Annotated in this window: 14 protein-coding genes and 1 tRNA gene; 5 read left to right on the top strand and 10 right to left on the bottom strand. The window is 72.1% G+C overall.

What is annotated here, in order from left to right; translation table 11 throughout:
* The 4 genes from K7862_RS35825 to K7862_RS35810 all read right to left on the bottom strand — a co-directional run.
* The coding region (locus tag K7862_RS35825) for a thioester domain-containing protein (protein ID WP_222969723.1) at positions 1–863 on the bottom strand (863 nt) is incomplete at its 3' end.
* 231 nt (positions 864–1,094) lie between these two features.
* Positions 1,095–1,520, bottom strand: a complete 426-nt coding sequence (locus K7862_RS35820; RefSeq protein ID WP_222969721.1) for a single-stranded DNA-binding protein — start codon at positions 1,518–1,520, stop codon at positions 1,095–1,097.
* 127 nt (positions 1,521–1,647) lie between these two features.
* Entirely contained in the window at positions 1,648–3,552 is a 1,905-nt protein-coding gene (locus K7862_RS35815; RefSeq protein WP_262414320.1) for a GTPase, read from the bottom strand.
* Between the two features lie 5 nt (positions 3,553–3,557).
* Entirely contained in the window at positions 3,558–5,195 is a 1,638-nt protein-coding gene (locus K7862_RS35810; RefSeq protein WP_222969717.1) for a dynamin family protein, read from the bottom strand.
* Positions 5,196–5,532: 337 nt separating this feature from the next.
* Between K7862_RS35810 and K7862_RS35805 the strand changes: the two genes are divergently transcribed.
* Both K7862_RS35805 and K7862_RS35800 read left to right on the top strand, forming a co-directional pair.
* Positions 5,533–5,605: transfer RNA gene (locus K7862_RS35805), tRNA-Arg, on the top strand.
* A 368-nt stretch (positions 5,606–5,973) separates the two neighbouring features.
* Complete coding sequence (locus tag K7862_RS35800; RefSeq protein WP_308012364.1) at positions 5,974–6,405, top strand: SRPBCC family protein; 432 nt, start codon at positions 5,974–5,976, stop codon at positions 6,403–6,405.
* A 21-nt stretch (positions 6,406–6,426) separates the two neighbouring features.
* Here K7862_RS35800 and K7862_RS35795 read toward each other — a convergent pair whose 3' ends face one another.
* The 6 genes from K7862_RS35795 to K7862_RS35770 all read right to left on the bottom strand — a co-directional run bounded on the left by K7862_RS35795 (position 6,427) and on the right by K7862_RS35770 (position 12,980).
* On the bottom strand, positions 6,427–7,446 hold the full coding sequence (locus K7862_RS35795; RefSeq protein ID WP_222969713.1) for a LacI family DNA-binding transcriptional regulator: 1,020 nt from the start codon (positions 7,444–7,446) through the stop codon (positions 6,427–6,429).
* Between the two features lie 99 nt (positions 7,447–7,545).
* Positions 7,546–7,866: an L-rhamnose mutarotase gene (locus K7862_RS35790; RefSeq protein WP_222969711.1), complete on the bottom strand. Its 321-nt coding sequence runs from the start codon at positions 7,864–7,866 to the stop codon at positions 7,546–7,548.
* 97 nt (positions 7,867–7,963) lie between these two features.
* Positions 7,964–9,055, bottom strand: coding sequence for a rhamnose ABC transporter substrate-binding protein (gene rhaS / locus K7862_RS35785; protein WP_222969709.1), 1,092 nt, complete (start codon positions 9,053–9,055; stop codon positions 7,964–7,966).
* 143 nt (positions 9,056–9,198) lie between these two features.
* Positions 9,199–10,359, bottom strand: coding sequence for an ABC transporter permease (locus K7862_RS35780; RefSeq protein ID WP_222969708.1), 1,161 nt, complete (start codon positions 10,357–10,359; stop codon positions 9,199–9,201).
* Positions 10,352–11,404 carry an ABC transporter permease gene (locus tag K7862_RS35775; protein ID WP_222969706.1) on the bottom strand — a complete coding sequence of 351 codons (1,053 nt, stop codon included), beginning with the start codon at positions 11,402–11,404 and terminating at the stop codon, positions 10,352–10,354. Before K7862_RS35775 ends, K7862_RS35780 begins: the two co-directional genes overlap by 8 nt.
* Positions 11,405–11,459: 55 nt before the next feature.
* Positions 11,460–12,980: a sugar ABC transporter ATP-binding protein gene (locus K7862_RS35770; RefSeq protein WP_222969704.1), complete on the bottom strand. Its 1,521-nt coding sequence runs from the start codon at positions 12,978–12,980 to the stop codon at positions 11,460–11,462.
* Positions 12,981–13,374: 394 nt separating this feature from the next.
* Here K7862_RS35770 and rhaI point away from each other — a divergent pair, with 394 nt between their 5' ends.
* The 3 genes from rhaI to K7862_RS35755 all read left to right on the top strand — a co-directional run bounded on the left by rhaI (position 13,375) and on the right by K7862_RS35755 (position 18,296).
* Entirely contained in the window at positions 13,375–14,541 is a 1,167-nt protein-coding gene (gene rhaI, locus K7862_RS35765) for an L-rhamnose isomerase (protein WP_222969702.1), read from the top strand.
* A 46-nt stretch (positions 14,542–14,587) separates the two neighbouring features.
* The gene (locus tag K7862_RS35760; RefSeq protein ID WP_222969700.1) at positions 14,588–16,633 is read left to right on the top strand and encodes a bifunctional aldolase/short-chain dehydrogenase; all 2,046 of its coding nucleotides are present in this window, start codon (positions 14,588–14,590) and stop codon (positions 16,631–16,633) included.
* Positions 16,634–16,700: 67 nt separating this feature from the next.
* The gene (locus K7862_RS35755; RefSeq protein ID WP_222969698.1) at positions 16,701–18,296 is read left to right on the top strand and encodes a rhamnulokinase; all 1,596 of its coding nucleotides are present in this window, start codon (positions 16,701–16,703) and stop codon (positions 18,294–18,296) included.
* Positions 18,297–18,337 lie beyond the last annotated feature (41 nt).

The following is an 18,337-nucleotide window of genomic DNA, read 5'->3' as shown; positions in this document are numbered from 1 at the left end:
CGTCCGACCGCGATCTCCGTGGTCGCCGAGACCGTGACCGTAGTGGAGCCGTCACTGGTGCCCGCCGGAATCTGGAAGTACAGCTGCGAGCCGTTCTGCGCCGTGGTGACCGCCTTGCCGGCCGCGTCGACGATCTTCACACCGGCCGGCACGCCCGCGCCGAGGGCCACGTCGACGTTCGCCGCGCTCGTGTGCACGGTGATCGGGCCTATGCGGTCGCCGGACTTGCCCGACACCGCGGCCGGGTCGAGGGTCAGCGACGGCTTCGGCTCGTCCAGCGTCCCGGCGTGGGTGTCCAGGTAGTCCGACAGCGCCTTGGCATCGCTGTCCTTGGCCTGGACGTGCACCTCGGGGTCCGAGAGGTGCCAGATCGCCACCTGGGTGCCGGCAGCGGCGAGGGCGTCGGTCAGCGGGTGGTCGAGGTTGACGCCGCCCGCCTTGAGAGTGGAGGCCAGTGCGGCGGCGTCCACCTTCGGGTACGAGTTGTTGAGTATCCAGGCGATCTTGCCGGCGTTCGGGTTGTGCCCGAGCGTCGAGTCGCCCCAGGCCACCTCGTTGTAGGAGGCCGACGGCTGCGTGTGGTGGTTGAAGTCGATGCAGTAGGTCTCGATGGTGCCGCCGCCGGCGACGCTCATCTCGAAGAGACCGGCGGCCACGGTGTTACCGGGGTCGCCGTCCACGACGGCGGTGTCGTACTTGCCGGGCTCGAGTCCCTTGAGGACCGCGGTCGCCCCGCTGGAGGACGGCGTGACGCCGTCGGCGAGCGCTGCGCCGGCGGTCGCGAGCGCGCCGGCCGCGAGCAGACCGGCGGCGATGCCGGCCGTCGCGAGGCGGGCAGCGCTCCGCCTTGTGGTCTTGAACATGTGTTTCCCCTCCGGGCGAGGCCGTGGTCGTTTCGAGGGTGGTCTCGCCTGCAGTTCCGAATCCCGTGCGTGCGAACGACGAAATCCTAGGAATCACCTGTCACACAACCACCACGGTTGGCGCACTATTGGTTCCCAATCGTTATGCCGGACAGGCATGATTCCAGGAATTGTCGATAAGTACCCGAAGTAATTCCGCGCGTCGCCCGACCGACGCGCGGCGCCGGACCGTCAGGGCACGGAGGCCGGATCGGGTGGGGCAACGCCGTCCGGATGCGCCCGGGTTGGAGCAGGGGCGGCATGGACGCGGGTGAACCGGGCCACGCCACGCGACAGATCATGCCCGAGGGACTGGGCGTCGATCTCCGCGGCGACGAAGCGCCGCCCGTCCACCTCGTCCTCACGGATCCTCAGTCTTCCCTGGACGACCAGCGGTTCACCGACGCAGACGGACTCCTTGATGTTGCCCGCGAGCGCACGCCACGCACGCACGGTGTAGAAGCTCGTGGGGCCGTCCGTCCACGCTCCGCGTTCGGGATCGAAGCGGCGCGAGGTGGTCGCCAGCCGGAACCTCGTGACGCTCACGCCCGTCGCCGTCACCTGCGTTTCCGGCTCGGTCGCGACATTTCCCACGATGGTGACCAGGGTCTCGTTCATGGCACCGTCCTCCTTCGTTGTTCGCGGTCCTGGTTGGACCGCGATGAGGACATCGTGCGCGAATTCCCGTCCGCCTGGAGAAACCAGAATCAATCTGTGGATAAACCGCCTATTGTGGATAACTTTGTCACTCGTGCGAGTGACTCCGGGGAGCGAGGACGGCTCCCGCAACGACGGCGTACTGCTCGCGGACTTCGCGATACCGCATGACCTCGGCCGCGACCGGTTCGAGAACGCGAGCACGCCCGCAGTCCGCGGCCGCGTCGCGCAGTCGCCGCTCGGCGGCCTGCCCGTAGCGCCGGGCGGGCCCGCGAGCGGCGAACCTGCTGACGACCGCGACCAGCGGACCACCCAGCCCGCCGGCGGCGATCATGGCCGGCGGCAGCCACCACGCCCAGCCGAGCCAGCCCGCGAGCACCGCGGTCAGGGACACCGCACCGGCCAGAGCGAGGAGCGTCAGCAGCCACTGCACGCCTGCGGCCGCCGACCACCAGCCGGGCCGTTCCGGCCTGCCGCGCCGGACCCGTTCCACGGCGGCGTCGAGCGCTTCCGGCAGCTCCTCGCCACCCCGCCGCGCGGCCTCGCGTACAGCCTGGGCCCACGGCTCCGGCAGGCCGCGCGAGGCATCGGCGGCCAGGCCGCGCACCGCCTCGGCCACCGCGGATCGCGAAGCGGTGCCCGCCCCCGCGGGCCCGGAACGACGTCCCCGCGCTCCGGCGGCAGCGGCGACCGCGGCCCCCTTGCCGCTCGCGGCGCCGGCGCCGAAACCCCACGTCGGCCGCGATCGCCGCCCCATCACTCGAACGTGTGAACTACGCGCTTTCCGCCCGGATCGGGAACAGCCGCCGGGAGCAGTCCGTTCTGTGAGCAACCGACTCCACGGAGTGCCGCACGCGACGCGGGCGGCACGCCCCCAGTCCCTTTCCGCTGACTGACCGGCCCCGGAAGCGCCCACCGCGTCGCCGAGCCGGTCGATGAACTCCTCGCGCGCCGGATCGGTGAGCCCGGCGCCGCCCTCGCCGACGTAGAGCGGGTGGAGACTGCTCGCCGCGCGGTCCATGTCGGCCGCCAGCCGCCGCCCCGACGCGGCGCGCTCGGCGGTGACCTGGGCCAGCACGGCGCGCAGGTCCCCGACGCCCTGCCCGGTGAGAGCGGAGGAGGCGAGCACGACGGCCCCGGCCTCCCCGTGCTCGCCGACCGCGAGTCCGTCCTCGTCGAGCAGCCGCCGCAGGTCGTCGAGGACCATCTCGGCCGCGTCGCCCGGCAACCGGTCGACCTGGTTGAGCACCAGCACGGTGACATCGGCGTGTCCCGCGAGGGGGCGCAGGTAGCGCTCGTGCAGTGCGGCATCGGCGTACTTCTCGGGGTCCAGCACCCAGACGACGACGTCCACCAACCGCAGCAGGCGGTCCACCTGCTCGCGGTGCTCGGTGGCGGCGGAGTCGTGGTCCGGGAGGTCGACGAGCACCAGCCCGTCGAGGCTTCGTTCCTTGGCGTCTGCGAGGCCCGCACCGGTCTCGCGACCGCCGCCAACTGAAAAGTGTGCAGCGCCACGAGAGGCGCTCCCAGCGCCCCCGGGCCAGGGGGCCGAGGCAGTCTCCGGAAGGTTCCATCCGGTGTGCCGGTCCTGGAGGGCGATGCCCAGCCGGTCCATCAGCCCTGTCGCCTGCTCCGTCCCCCAGGCGCAGGCGACGGGGAGCGCGGTGGTCGGCCGCCGAACCCCGGTGCGCGACAGGTCCCGCCCGGCCAGCGCGTTGAACAGGCTGGACTTGCCGCTCCCGGTGGCGCCGGCCAGGGCGACCACGGTGTGGTCGGTCGAAAGCCGCCGCCGCTCTCCCACGCGGGCCAGCAGATCACTCGACTCCGCGAGTGCGTCCGGGCTGATCCGGGTTCTGGACAGTCCGAGGAGCTCACCGAGCGCGTCGATCCGAGCGGCGAGCGGGTCGGCCGCGGGGAACTCCGTACGGGGACGTGCCAGGCCCGCGAGGGGGGCCGCGTCGCGGGCTGCCGGGGACGGTCGGGTGGTGGCCAACCCGGTCACCTCTCCTTCTGCAGTGCGGACAGGGTCGCGATCAGCGCGGACTGCTGGACCGGTGTGACGTCGCTGCGGTCGACCGGCGCCAGCCGCCGCTCCCGCTCGGCCCGCAGCAGGGCCGCCACGGCAGCGTCGAGCTGGTCACGGGCGGCGTCGCACAGGGACAGGGCGGACTGCGCGCCCACGGTCTCGGCGAGCCGCTCCCCCGCCGCACGGCCCGGCCGCCCGCCGAGCAGCGCGGTGGTCAGCAGCACCGTGACCGACCGGCGGTCAGCGGGTGGCCTGTCGCCTGCCCTCATGGCGCGGACCTCCGCGTGGGCGAGTTCGGTGAGGGCGTGCCGCCAGCGGCGTACGGCCTTGTCGATGCGGGCGGCCACGGCCACCCGGTCGCGGTCGGGGCGGGCGTCGGGGGCACCGAGAAGAGCCGCTCCGGCCGGGTCCAGCCGCCAGGCCTCGGCGATCTGCTCGTCGGCGGCGTCGGTCTCCGTCCGCAGCAGCGCGGCGAGTTCGTCGGTGAGGGCTCGTTGGAGGGTCTCGGCTCCGCAGGCCGGGTAGCCCCGCCAGTGGGCCAGTGCCTCGCCGGCGAGGGGCGCACCGGCGCAGATCGCGGTGCCGATGCGGAGGGCGGCCTGCTGATAGGCCTCTTCGGCCGCGCGGGCGAGGCGGACCGCTGCGGCGTGCTGCGCGGCGGACGCGGCCGCGAGGGACGGCAGCCGGCGGCGCAGTGAGTCCAGCGTGCCGACAGCGGTGCGCCGGGCGGCGTGCTGCCGTGCCGCCGGATCCTCCGCGCAGTGGGCCAGCCAGGCGCGGAGCGGGGCGACGGTGGTCTGCGGCAGGAGTCCGCCGCCGCCCGCAGACTCGGGCAACTCGGGGATGGTGAAGCGGGGCACGTCCCCGAGGCCGGCCTTGGCCAGGAGCGAGGCGTAGTGGCCGCCGACGTCGTCGGCGATCTGGTGCGGCACCCGGTCGAGCACGGTGGCGAGAGTGACGTCGTAGTCCCTGGCGGTGCGCAGGAGGTGCCACGGCACGGCGTCGGCGTAGCGGGCGGAGGTGGTGACCAGGACCCAGATGTCTGCGGCGCAGATGAGCTCGGCGGCCAGCTCGCGGTTGCGGGTGACGAGGGAGTCGATGTCCGGCGCGTCGAGCAGGGCGAGGCCCCGGGGCAGCGAGTCGTCGGACTCCAGGCGCAGCTCCGCCCTTCCCCCACCCCGGGCGGCGGCGTCGGCCTCACCGCGGTACGGACCGTCCTCGTCGGCGCGGGTGCGCTGGCGTACCGACCAGGTGCGGGTGAGCCGCGGCAGCACCCTGGGGTCGGCGAACCACGCGCGGTCCTCGGGGTGGCACACCAGGACGGGGGTGCGGGTGGTGGGGCGCAGCACTCCGGATGCGCTGACGCGGCGCCCGACGATGGAGTTGACGAGGGTGGACTTCCCCGCGCCGGTGGAGCCGCCGACGACCGCCAGCAGCGGCGCTTCCGGGGATTTGAGCCGGGGTACGAGGTAGTCGTCGAGCTGGGTCAGCAGTTCGAGACGGGTCCGGCGGGCCCGGGCCGCACCGGGCAGTGGGAAGGGGAAGCGTGCGGCGTCGACACGGTCCCGCACAGCGGAGAGCGCATCAAGCAGTTCGGGCCGAACGTCCAAGATCACCACAATGGCAGAATGCCGCACTACGCAGCACATTTGAAGCGCATTCGTGGCAATTTGCCCTATTCGGCCCGCTCACTCTCCCCATGTGACGTACGGGAGGCAGGGGACAGAATGAGCCATCGGCATAACGAGTGCACAACAGCCGGATTTCGAGCCGTCAAAAGCGGTGCACCTTTTGGCCTTGCCTGCGATTATCGGACCGCTTCACCGAACCTCCACAAGATGTCACGCGGGTGAAGCGCCCGGCAGCAGGCGTGCGACGCCCTATCCTTGACCCCGATACGAGGTCACGGAACCACCCAGGGGCGGAGACAGCCGCGGCCACTGTCCGGCCCCCGTAGCTCAGCGGATAGAGCAGGCGCCTTCTAAGCGCTTGGCCGCAGGTTCGAGTCCTGCCGGGGGCACTCACGCCGGTTCCGCCCCGCGGCGCCGGCCCCACCGCCCGCCACCCCAGGTCAGCGTCACCCTAGCCAGCCCCGCGTAGGGATCGCGTGAGGATCGGCGGCACACCCGGAAGCCCATGTCCGCGGTTCGTGAGTGGCTGAATACAGCCGTTCGGCAGGAGCCGGCGGCACACCCGCATCGTGACCAATGTGGTGACATGGGCCACATCGCCGCCCCGACGCCGGATTGGCCCACCCTTTCCGGTCAGAATCGGGACACCCTCGTCCGGAGGGTTTGCTGCCAACGGCAGGAGGGAGAGGGCCCGTTGTCCCGGAAACCGCCCCGCCCGTCGCATGGCTCGCAACACCATGACGGCGGCCTCCCGTTCGTGGACGTGCACGAGGTTCTCGTCGCCGCCCCCGCCGACGCGGTGTGGCGTTCCCTCGCCCGGCAGGTCGTGCACCAGAAGATCACCGGCAACGAGGTGCTGGCCCGCGTGCTGGACACCGCGGCGAAACGGGCCTCGGGAACGGCTCTGGCCGAGGGCGCGACCGTGCCCGGCTTCACGGTCGCCGAGTCGTCGCCCGGAGAGCGGCTCCGCCTCGTGGGCCGCCATCGCTTCTCGCGCTACGCGCTCGTCTTCACGCTGGCGCCCCGGCCCACCGGAACGGTCTTGGCGGCCCACACGTACGCGGAGTTCCCGGGGATGACCGGTTTCGTCTACCGGAGACTCGTCATCGGATCAGGCGCCCACCGTCTGCTGGTCCGCAGGATGCTGCGCAGCGTGCGCCACCACGCCGAGACCGACGGCGCGCGCTGACGCCCGGCGCCGGGCGGCGGGTCAGCGCGGGGTGAGACTCGACCCGCGCACGACGAGTTCCGGCTGCAGCACGACCTGGCGGTGCTCGTGCGCGTCGGCGTCACCCGAGGTCTCCTCGAGGAGCATCTCGGCGGCGAGCTTGCCCATGGCCACCGCGGGCTGCCGCACCGACGTCAGCGGCACGGCGGCGGCAGCGGCGAACTCGATGTCGTCGTAGCCGACGATGGCCATCTGCTCGGGAACGCTGATCCGGGCGGCGAAGACGGCCTGCAGGACGCCCAGGGCCAGCAGGTCGTTGGCGCAGAAGACGGCGGTGGGGCGGGGGGCCAGGCCCAGGAGGCGCGCGCCCGCGTCCCGGCCGGCGGCCACGTCGAGGCGGTCGGCGGTGATCTCGGTCAGCGCCCCGGCGGGCAGTCCCGCCTCCTCGAGCGCGGCCAGGGCGCCGGCCCGGCGGTCGCGGACCTGCGGCAGGTCGCGCGGGCCGCCCACATAGACCAGGGAGGCGTGACCGGCGGCGATCAGGTGGTGGGCGGCGAGCCGGCCGCCGGCCACGTCATCCACCGACACCGAGCACGCGGCGGCGTCCGCCGACACCCGGTCCACCAGCACATAGGGGATCCGCTGGCGGCGCAGGGCCTCCAGGCTCTGCCCGGTGGGGTCGGCAGGGGTGATGAGCACCCCGCGCACCCGCTGTTCGGCGAAGAGCGAGAGGTACTCGACCTCCTCGCTGGTGCTCTGCGCGCTGTTGCAGACCATGACGCCGAGGCGGGACTGGCGGGCGGCCCGCTCCGCGCCCTTGGCGACGTCGACGAAGAAGGGGTTGCCCATGTCCAGGACGAGCAGGGCGACGATCCGGCTGGCGCCCGCCCGCAGTTGCCGGGCCGACTCGCTGCGGATGTAGCCCAGCTTGCTGATCACCGACTGCACCCGGGTCCTGGTCTCCTCGGACACCAGGTCGGGCCGGTTGATCACGTTGGACACGGTCCCGACCGACACACCGGCCTGCCGTGCCACGTCCTTGATGCCAACCATGGACTCCACCGCTCCGTCCCGGCCACCCCCGGCCGGCTCCATTGAAACCCTTATTCAATCACAGGGCGCAGGGCACCCCGGCAGCTGTCATGAATCGATTCACGCACGTCAGGGCAGGTGGAACACCTCCGGGAGCGGGTCCATCGCCGCGTCCGGCGCGACCCCGTCGAGCTCCTCGAAGAGGTCGCCCATCGCCGCCTGCCAGCGCGCGTTGACCTCCGTGGCGTCCATCGCGGACCGGGCGCGGTCGAAGTCCTCGGTCTCCAGGTAGCCGACCAGCAGGCCGTCGTCCCGGAGGAACAGGGAGTAGTTGTGCCACCCGGTCGCGGACAGGGCGTCCCGCATCTCCGGCCACACCTCGCGGTGCCGGCTGCGGTACTCCTCCAGCCGGTCCTGACGGACCTTCAGCACGAAGCAGACGCGCTGCACGGGCGGTCTCACTCCCTCTCGCTGCGGATTCGGTCGCGCCGCGGCCGGTGCGGCCGGACCCCAGACGACTGGCGGTCCGGCCGGACCGGAGCGGAACTCAGAAGTTGAACTGGCCGATGTTGGACTTGTCGAAGACGGTCGGCTTGCCCAGGACCACCACGCTGTCCTGACCGATGGTGAAGGAGCCGAGGTCCCCGGCGGTGAAACTCTGCCCGGCCGCGCCGGTGATCTGGCCGGAGGCCAGGGCTACCGCGGCGTAGCCGGCGAGCGCGCCCAGCTTGGCCGGGTCCCACAGCTCGAATCCCTGCACCGTGCCGTTGTTGACGTAGGCGCGCATGTCGTTGGGCGTGCCCAGGCCGGTGAGCTGGACCTTGCCCTTGTACCGGGAGCCGCTGAGGTACTGGGCGGCGGCCTTGATGCCCACCGTGGTCGGGGAGATGATCCCCTTCAGGTTCGGGTACTGCTGCAGCAGGCCCTGGGTCTGCTGGAAGGACGTCTGCGCGTCGTCGTTGCCGTACGCGACCTTGACGAGCTGGATGTCCTTGTACTCGGGCTTCTTCAACTCGTCCTTCATGTAGCCGATCCAGGTGTTCTGGTTGGTGGCCGTCTGGGCCGCCGAGAGGATCGCTATCTGGCCCTTGCCGCCGATCTGCTTGGCCATCAGTTGGACCTCGGTGCGGCCGAGGTCCTCCGCGCTGGCCTGGGAGACGAACAGGTCGCGGCAGGAGGCGTTGGTGTCGGAGTCGTAGGTGACGACCTTGACGCCGTTCTTGCGGGCCTGGTTCAGAGCGGTGCACAGCGCGCCCGGGTCCTGCGCGGACACCGCGATGGCGCTGACCTGCTGCTGCGTCAGGGTGTTGACGTAGGAGACCTGGCCGGCGGTGTCGGTGCCGCTGTTGGTGCCCACCTCCTTGTACTTCTCCCCCAGCGCCTCGACGGCCTTCCTGCCGCCGTTGTCGGAGATGGTGAAGTACGGGTTGTTGACCTGCTTGGGCAGGTAGGCGATCGTCAGGCCCTTCTTGCTGGCCGCGCTGGGGTTCGCGGACGCCGAGGAGGCCGGTGCGCTGGAGTTGGCGGCGTCGGTCGACTTCTTGGTGGTCCCGCCGCAGGCGGCGGCGGTCAGGGCGAGCGCGGTGACGGCGACGACCGCGGCCGCGGCACGACGGGCGGGGGCGGTTCTGAGGGACATGCCAGTTTCCTTTCGCTGCCGCACCGCGGCAGGTGACCTGGTGAGGAGGGTGCGGAGGATTGCGTGCGGAGGGTGACGTGCGTGTGCGGGGGGGGCAGTGCGGACCGGTGCGGCAGTGCGGACCGGTGCGGCCCGCGTGGGGCTCAGGTGGTGGCGGCCAGGGCCGCGGGTGGCTGGGGGCCGGCCGCCTTGCGGCGGGCCCGGGCCCGTCCGACCTGCCGGGCGACCCGCGGCGCCAGCACCGAGATCACCAGCAGGACTCCGGTGACGACGGTCTGGGACTGGGCGGAGACGTTGACCAGGCTCATCACGTTCTGCAGGGCGCCGAGCAGGAAGACACCGGCGACCGCGCCGCCGAGCGTGCCCTTGCCGCCGTCGAAGTCGATGCCGCCGAGCAGCACCGCGGCGATGACGGACAGCTCGAGTCCGGTGGCGTTGTCGTAGCGGGCGCTGGCGTAGTGCAGGGCCCAGAAGACACCGGTCAGCGCCGAGATCGTCCCGGTGGCCATGAACATCGACAGCTTCAGCCGCTTGACCCGGATACCGGCGAAGCGGGCGGCCTCCTGCGAGGCGCCGACCGCGAACAGCGACCGGCCGACGGGGGTGGCGTGCAGCACCACCACCGCGATGACCAGCAGCACCGCCCAGGGCACGGCGGCCTGCGGGATGAACGTGCCGCCGATCCGGTCGGAGGCGAAGTTCAGGTACTGCTGCGGGAAGTCGGTGACGGAGTTGGATCCCAGCACGATCTGGGCGATCCCGCGGTACGCGGCCAGCGTGCCGATGGTGACGGCCAGCGAGGGGAGGCCCAGTCTGGTCACCAGCAGGCCGTTGACCAGGCCGCACGCCAGCCCGAGCAGGACGCACAGCGGGATGATCGTCTCAATGGCCATGCCCTGGTTCCACAGGTGGCCCATGACGGCGCCGGACAGGCCCGCGGTGGATCCCACCGACAGGTCGATCTCGCCGGAGACGACGAGCATCGTCATCGGCAGCGCGATGAGGGCGATCGGCAGGGTGTTGCCGATCAGGAAGGACAGGTTCAGCGCGTTGCCGAAGTTGTCCACCATGGAGAAGGAGCAGAGCAGCAGGACGACCAGCAGGGCGCCGACCACGGTGTCCCAGCGCAGCGCGTCACGGGCCCAGCCGAGGGCCGCTCCCCGACCGGCCGGCCCACGAACGGCCGCTCCACGTCCGGCCGCTCCACGTCCGGCCGCTCCAAGGCTCGCCGGCTCGGCGTCGCCGCCTCCGGGCTTGCCGGTCCCGGACGCGGGCAGGGCCTTCTCACGAGGGGTCTCAGCCATGGTGGGCACTCCTTGTCTGTGCGGCCCGCTTGCGGAGCAGTCCGGCGACCCGCAGCGCCACCACCCGGTCGACGGCGATGGCGAGCAGCAGCAGGACACCGTCGATGGCCTGCACCCACACGGAGCTGACGCCGATCGAGGGCAGGACGCTGTTGATCGAGGTGAGGAGCAGCGCGCCCAGGGCCGCGCCGTAGACGCTGCCGGAGCCGCCGGTGAAGGCGACGCCGCCGACCACCACCGCGCTGACGACCGTCAGTTCGTAGCCGTTGCCGGTGCCGGAGTCGACGTTGCCGAACCGTGCGAGATACAGGGCGCCGGCGAGGCCCGCCAGCGCGCCGCAGACGATGTAGGCGCCCAGGATCCGCTTGCGGACCGGCACGCCCGCCAGCCGCGCGGCCTCCGGGCTCGACCCGAGCGCGTACAGGTCGCGCCCGCTGCGGTAGCTACGCAGGAAGTACGCGGCGGCGACGAGCACGACCGCGGTCAGCAGCGCGAGGTAGGGGACGACGCCGAGTCCGTCGTGGCCGAAGGTCGTGAAGCCGGACGGCAGGTCGGCGGCGGTGATCTGGCGCGAGCCGATCCAGATGGAGTCCAGGCCGCGGATGATGTACAGGGTGCCGAGCGTGACGACCAGCGCGGGCACTTGGCCCAGGCTGACCAGCAGCCCGTTGACGACCCCGAACGCGGCGCCGAGCGCGACCGCGACGAGCACCGCGAGTACCGGGTTGCCGCCGCCGTGCAGCAGGTCGCCGGCCGCGAAGGCGGAGATGCCGAGGACCGAGCCGACCGACAGGTCGACGTTGCGGGTGATGACGACGACGGCCTGGCCGACCGCGACGAGCACCAGGATCGTGGCGTTGAGCAGCAGGTCCTTGATGCCCTGTTGCGACAGGAAGGCGCTGTTGTCCAACTGGGTGGCCGTCAGCATCAGCACCAGCACGGCGGCGATGGCCAGTTCGCGCACCTTCAGCACCCGGTCCAGCACACCGGTGGTGGACGGCGCCTCGGGTGCGGTGGCGGGCGTGGGTTCGGCGGTCATGGTCATGCGCTCCTCCTCGCGCACCGCGCGGTCACGGGCGTGCGGTCCGTGATCGTGGTGGTCATGCCGCGCTCCCTCCGCGACCGGTGGCCGCCGCCATCACCGACTCCTCGGTGGCGTCGGACCGGTCGATCTCCGCGGTGAGCCGTCCCTCGTGCATGACCAGCACCCGGTCGGCCATGCCGAGGATCTCCGGCAGGTCGGAGGAGATCATCAGCACCGCGAGCCCGTCGGCGGCCAGTTGGGACAGCAGCCGGTGCACCTCGGCCTTGGTGCCGACGTCGATGCCGCGGGTGGGCTCGTCGACGATCAGCACCCGCGGCCCGGTGGCGAGCCACTTGGCCAGCACGACCTTCTGCTGGTTGCCGCCGGAGAGGGTGCCGACGAGGTCGGCCAGGCGGGCGTACTTCACCTGGAGACGCACCGCCCAGTCGACGGCGCGGCTGCGTTCGGCGCCGCGGTTCATCAGCCCGGCGCGGGCGGTGGTGCGCAGGCCGGTGAGGTTGATGTTGCGCTCGATGGACATGTCCATCACGAGCCCCTGGGCACGGCGGTCCTCGGGCACCAGCGCCAGGCCGGCCGCCATGGCCAGGCTCGGTGCGCCGGCCTTGAGCGGCCTGCCGTCGATCTCGACCTCGCCCGCGTCCCAGCGGTCGACGCCGAACACCGCCCGTGCGACCTCGCTGCGGCCGGCGCCGACCAGTCCGGCGAGCCCGACGATCTCGCCGCGGCGCACCTCGAAGGACACGTCGGTGAACACGCCCTCGCGGGTGAGCCGCCGGACGCTGAGGGCGACGTCGCCGATGGCAGCGTCCTGCTTGGGGTAGAGCTCGTCGAGGTCGCGGCCGACCATGCGGCGGACGAGATCGTCCTCGGTGAGTCCGGCGACCGATTCGGAGGCGATGAGGGCGCCGTCCCGCAGGGTGGTGACCTGCTGGCACAGGGCGAAGACCTCCTCCAGCCGGTGCGAGATGAACAGCACGGCGGCGCCGCCCTCGCGCAGTGCGCGCACGACGCCGAAGAGCCGGGCCACCTCCCTGCCGGTGAGGGCCGCCGTCGGCTCGTCCATGATCAGCACCCGGGCGTCGAAGGAGAGCGCCTTGGCGATCTCGACCAGTTGCTGGTCGGCGATGGACAGGCCGCGCGCGGGCTGTTCGGGGTCGAGGTCGACACCGAGCCGGGCGAACAGCGCCGCGGTCGCCTTCTTCACGGCCCGGTGGTCGACGCGGCCGAAGGAACGGCGTGGCTGGCGGCCGACGAAGATGTTCTCGGCGACCGACAGGTCGGGGAACAGCGTCGGCTCCTGGTAGATGACGGCCACCCCGGCGTCCCGGGCGTCGGCCGGTCCGTGGAAGACCACGGGGGCGCCGTCGAGCAGCACGGTGCCGGAGTCCGGCCGGTGCACACCCGCCAGGGCCTTGATCAAGGTCGACTTGCCGGCGCCGTTCTCGCCTGCCAGAGCGTGGGCTTCCCCGGCGTACAGCCGCAGCGAAACGTCGCGCAACGCCCGTACCGCGCCGAAGGACTTGCTCACCCCCTCCAGCGCGAGGACCGGAGTCCGTTCCGGTTCGGGGTCGGTCATGGTGTCTCCTGGGTCTCCCGGTTCTGGACCGCGGGCCGGCCGCTTCGCCGGCCCCTTGCCTGGGTGGATGTCCGAGCGGTTGTCCGGGCGGTCGCCCGAGCGATGGAAGGGTGCTGAGTCGAGGCCACGGGGTGAAATGTTTCAATGGAGTTGCCGGGACGTTAGCCCCGCTCGGAAGGGGCGTCAAGAGTTCCGGTGATCCCGGTTGGGGATCCGCTGCCGGTGAAGCCCGTGTACCGTCCGGGATAAGTGCCAACGAGCATGCCGTTCAACCTCTATGACACGATTCAATAACGGCGTACTCTGCACCCCGGGGACCCCTCCCCGATGCATTGACAGGGCGAAACGCGGCCCCTAGGGTTGCGGCCAAATGAAACGATTCACAGAGGTTGCCATGACTGATCTGTCGGCCGTGAAGGCGGCGCTGAAGTCCCAGCGGATCGAGACCCCTTCGTGGGCGTACGGCAACTCGGGGACGCGCTTCAAGGTGTTCGCGCAGGCCGGCGTCCCGCGGGATCCGTACGAGAAGCTGGACGACGCCGCCCAGGTCCAGGCCGTCACGGGCGTGGCGCCGGTGGTGTCCCTGCACATCCCGTGGGACAAGGTCGCCGACTACGCGGCGCTCGCCGCCCACGCCAAGGACCGCGGCCTGGTGCTCGGCGCGATCAACTCCAACGTTTTCCAGGACGACGACTACAAGCTCGGCTCGGTCTGCCACCCGGACGCGGACGTCCGCCGCAAGGCGCTGGCCCACCTGCTGGAGTGCGTCGACATCATGGACGCCACCGGCTCACGGGACCTCAAGCTGTGGTTCGCCGACGGCACCAACTACCCCGGCCAGGACGACGTATCGGCCCGCCAGGACCGGCTCGCGGAGGCGCTGGCGGCCGTCTGCGAGCGTCTGGGCGACGACCAGCGGATGCTGCTGGAGTACAAGCTGTTCGAACCGGCCTTCTACACCACCGACGTCCCGGACTGGGGCACCGCCTACGCGCACTGCCTCAAGCTCGGACCGAAGGCGCAGGTCGTGGTGGACACCGGCCACCACGCCCCGGGCACCAACATCGAGTTCATCGTGGCGGTGCTGCTGCGCGAGCAAAAGCTGGGCGGGTTCGACTTCAACTCCCGCTTCTACGCCGACGACGACCTGATGGTCGGCGCCGCCGACCCGTTCCAGCTCTTCCGGATCATGCACGAGGTGGTCAAGAACGGCGGGCTGGCGGCGGAGACCGGCGTGGCGTTCATGCTCGACCAGTGCCACAACATCGAGGCCAAGATCCCCGCGATCGTCCGCTCGGTGATGAACGTGCAGGAGGCCACCGCCAAGGCGCTCCTGGTGGACGCCGCCGCGCTGACCGCCGCCCAGCGGGCCGGCGACGTGCTGGAGGCGAACTCCGTCCTGATGGACGCCTACAACACCGACGTCCGGCCGCTGCTGGCCGAGGTCCGCGAGGAACTGGGCCTGCACCCCGACCCCGTCGCCGCCTACCGCGCCTCCGGCTGGCAGGAGCGCATCGTCGCCGGCCGGGTCGGCGGGCAGCAGGCCGGCTGGGGTGCCTGACCGCTTCCCCTACCCACCGCCCCCGTACAGCGAAGGATCAGTCTTCATGGCTTCCGCCACCACCCCTGAGGTCGCCGCGCTGCTGGAGCGCTCGAACCGGCTGGGCTCCGACCCGCGCAACACCAACTACGCCGGCGGGAACACCTCCGCCAAGGGCACCGCGCCCGACCCGGTCACCGGCGCCGGCACCGAGCTGATGTGGGTCAAGGGCTCGGGCGGCGACCTCGGCACGCTGACCGAGCCGGGCCTGGCGGTGCTGCGCCTGGACCGCCTGCGCGCCCTGGTCGACGTCTACCCCGGGGTCGAGCGCGAGGACGAGATGGTCGCCGCGTTCGACTACTGCCTGCACGGCAAGGGCGGCGCGGCGCCGTCCATCGACACCGCGATGCACGGCCTGGTCGACGCCGCCCACGTCGACCACCTGCACCCCGACTCCGGCATCGCGCTGGCCTGCGCGGCCGACGGCGAGGCGCTCACCAAGGAGTGCTTCGGCGACGCGGTGGTGTGGGTGCCCTGGCGGCGTCCCGGTTTCCAGCTCGGGCTGGACATCGCAGCGGTGAAGAAGGCCAACCCGAAGGCGATCGGCTGCGTCCTGGGCGGCCACGGCATCACCGCGTGGGGCGCCACCTCCGAGGAGTGCGAGCGCAACTCGCTGCACATCATCCGCACCGCCGAGGAGTTCCTGGCCCGCCGCGGCAGGCCCGAACCGTTCGGGCCGGTGCTCGACGGCTACGCGCCCCTGCCCGCGGACGAGCGCCGGGAGCGGGCCGCCGCCCTCGCCCCGCTGCTGCGCTCGATCGCCTCCCAGGACCGCCCGCAGGTCGGCCACTTCACCGATTCCGACGAGGTACTCGACTTCCTCGCGCGGGCCGGGCACCCGCGCCTCGCGGCGCTCGGCACCTCCTGCCCCGACCACTTCCTGCGCACCAAGGTCCGCCCGCTGGTCCTGGACCTGCCCCCGGCCACGCCCCTGGCGGAGGCGGCGGCCCGGCTGAGGGAACTCCACGAGGAGTACCGCGCCGAGTACGCCGCCTACTACGAGCGCCACAAGCTCCCCGACTCCCCCGCGATGCGCGGCGCCGACCCGGCGATCGTCCTGATCCCCGGCGTGGGCATGTTCTCCTTCGGCAAGGACAAGCAGACCGCCCGCGTGGCCGGCGAGTTCTACGTCAACGCGATCAACGTGATGCGCGGCGCCGAGGCGGTCTCCACGTACCAGCCGATCGAGGAGTCCGAGAAGTTCCGCATCGAGTACTGGGAACTGGAGGAGGCCAAGCTGCGGCGGATGCCGAAGCCCAAGCCCCTCGCGACCCGGATCGCGCTGGTGACCGGCGCGGGCAGCGGCATCGGCAAGGCCATCGCCCACCGGCTGGCCGCCGAGGGCGCCTGCGTGGTCGTCGCCGATCTCAACGCCGAAGCCGCCCAGCAGGTGGCCGACGAACTGGGCGGCGCCGACAAGGCCGTGGCGGTGACCGTGGACGTCACCTCGGAGGAGCAGATCCGGGCCGCCTTCGACGCCGCCGTGCTGGCCTTCGGCGGCGTCGACCTGGTCGTCAACAACGCGGGCATCTCCATCTCCAAGCCCCTGCTGGAGACCACCGCCAGGGACTGGGATCTGCAGCACTCCATCATGGCCCGCGGCTCCTTCCTGGTCGCCCGCGAGGCGGCGCGCGTCATGGCCGAGCAGGGCCTGGGCGGCGACATCGTCTACATCGCCTCCAAGAACGCCGTGTTCGCCGGCTCCAACAACATCGCCTACTCCGCGACCAAGGCCGACCAGGCGCACCAGGTACGGCTGCTCGCCGCGGAACTCGGCGAGCACGGCATCCGCGTCAACGGCGTCAACCCCGACGGTGTCGTCCGCGGCTCCGGCATCTTCGCCGGCGGCTGGGGGGCGAAGCGCGCGGCGGTCTACGGCGTGCCCGAGGAGAAGCTCGGCGAGTTCTACGCCCAGCGCACGCTGCTCAAGCGCGAAGTGCTCCCGGAGCACGTCGCCAACGCCGTGTTCGCCCTGACCGGCGGCGACCTCACCCACACCACGGGCCTGCACATCCCCGTCGACGCGGGTGTCGCAGCCGCCTTCCTGCGCTGACCACCGGGGCGCCGCCGCGCAGGCGGCGCCCCGGTGGCCGATCTCGCGCGGCACCGTCCGCGGGCGTATGTCAACGCACCCGCGTCCGCCACCTGTCCACGGGTATCAACGGTCCCCCACCCCCACTCCGCGCCGACCACCCCTGCGCCGTACCGCCGAGGAAGCCACCGTGACCACCAACGCCCCTCCCCCCGCAGCCGTCTCCGCCTTCGCCGCGGTGGACCTGGGCGCGACCAGCGGACGGGTGATCGTCGGCCGTGTCGGCCGGGAGCATCTCGAGCTCAGCGAGGCGCACCGGTTCCCCAACACCCCCGTGCGCCTCCCGACCGGCCTGCACTGGAACCTGCCGGGGCTGCTCCAGGGCGTGCTCGACGGACTGCGGGCAGCGGGCGCGTCCGGCAGCCCGATCGCGTCCGTGGGCATCGACACCTGGGCGGTGGACTACGGGCTGCTCGACGCGGACGGCGCACTGCTCGGGCTGCCCTTCCACTACCGCGACAGCCGCACGGCCGGCGTCGCGGAGAAGGTGCGCGACGCTGTCGGCGCACAGCGGTTGTACGCCGCCAACGGCCTGCAGCACCTGCCCTTCAACACCGTCTTCCAGCTCGCCGCCGCCCAGGGCTCCGCCCAACTGGCCGCGGCGCGCACCCTGCTGCTGGTCCCCGACCTGATCACCTACTGGCTGACCGGCAGCATCGGCGCGGAGTTCACCAACGCCTCCACCACCGGCCTGCTCGACGCCCGGAACGGTACATGGTCCGCCGACCTCGCCGCCCGCGCCGGGCTGGACCCCGCGCTGCTGCCTCCGCTGCGTGACCCCGGGACATCCGCCGGGACCCTGCTGCCGTACGCCGCCGCGGCGACCGCCCTGCCCCAGGCCACGTCCGTCACGGCCGTGGCCTCGCACGACACCGCCTCCGCCGTGGTGGCCGTGCCCGCGACCGAGCGCGGCGCGGCCTACATCTCCTGCGGAACGTGGTCGCTGGCCGGGCTGGAACTGGACGCGCCCGTGCTGAGCGAGGCGTCGCGCACGGCGAACTTCACGAACGAACGGGGCGTCGACGGCACGGTCCGCTACCTGCGCAACATCATGGGCCTGTGGCTGCTGGAGGAGTGCCGTCGCGTCTGGGCCGCCCGCGGGTTGCCCACCGACCTGGAGAGGCTGCTCGACGAGGCGTCGCGCGCCGAGCCGTTCGCCGCGCTGGTGGATCCCGACGCACCGGAGTTCCTCGCGCCGGCGGACATGCCCGCTGCCATCGCGGACCACTGCGCGCGCACCGGTCAGCGCCCGCCCCAGAGCCCGGGTGGAGTGGTGCGCTGCATCATGGAGAGCCTCGCGCTGGCGCACCGGCGGGTCCTTCGCCGGGCCGCGATGCTCGCGGACCGCGAGATCACCCACATCCACCTGGTCGGCGGCGGCAGCCGGAACGAGCTGCTGTGCCGGCTGACCGCCGACGCCACCGGACTGCCGGTGATCGCCGGACCGACCGAGGCCACCGCACTCGGCAACGTCCTGGTGCAGGCCCGGGCGCAGGGGCTGGTGGGCGACCTCGCCGACATGCGCTCGCTGGTCGCGCGCACCCAGCACCTGCGCCGGTACGAACCCGACCCCGGTCGGGCGCGGGCCTGGGACGCTGCGGCGGCCCGGCTCGGAACCTCATGACCAGCAGACCGCCGACCGTTGACGACCGCCCTGGAGCCGCG

Source organism: Actinacidiphila acidipaludis, from assembly GCF_019890725.1.
Classification (GTDB): Bacteria; Actinomycetota; Actinomycetes; order Streptomycetales; family Streptomycetaceae; genus Actinacidiphila; species Actinacidiphila acidipaludis.
Note: the sequence above shows the minus strand (reverse complement) of the source record. Positions and strands in the feature narration are given on the sequence as shown.

Excerpts from the sequence above, each read along its gene's own strand:
- K7862_RS35820 (WP_222969721.1), bottom strand. The coding sequence starts at position 1,520 with ATGAACGAGACCCTGGTCACCATCGTGGGAAATGTCGCGACCGAGCCG.
- rhaS (WP_222969709.1), bottom strand. The coding sequence starts at position 9,055 with ATGTCCCTCAGAACCGCCCCCGCCCGTCGTGCCGCGGCCGCGGTCGTC.
- K7862_RS35780 (WP_222969708.1), bottom strand. The coding sequence starts at position 10,359 with ATGGCTGAGACCCCTCGTGAGAAGGCCCTGCCCGCGTCCGGGACCGGC.
- K7862_RS35775 (WP_222969706.1), bottom strand. The coding sequence starts at position 11,404 with ATGACCATGACCGCCGAACCCACGCCCGCCACCGCACCCGAGGCGCCG.
- K7862_RS35770 (WP_222969704.1), bottom strand. The coding sequence starts at position 12,980 with ATGACCGACCCCGAACCGGAACGGACTCCGGTCCTCGCGCTGGAGGGG.
- rhaI (WP_222969702.1), top strand. The coding sequence starts at position 13,375 with ATGACTGATCTGTCGGCCGTGAAGGCGGCGCTGAAGTCCCAGCGGATC.
- K7862_RS35760 (WP_222969700.1), top strand. The coding sequence starts at position 14,588 with ATGGCTTCCGCCACCACCCCTGAGGTCGCCGCGCTGCTGGAGCGCTCG.
- K7862_RS35755 (WP_222969698.1), top strand. The coding sequence starts at position 16,701 with ATGTCAACGCACCCGCGTCCGCCACCTGTCCACGGGTATCAACGGTCC.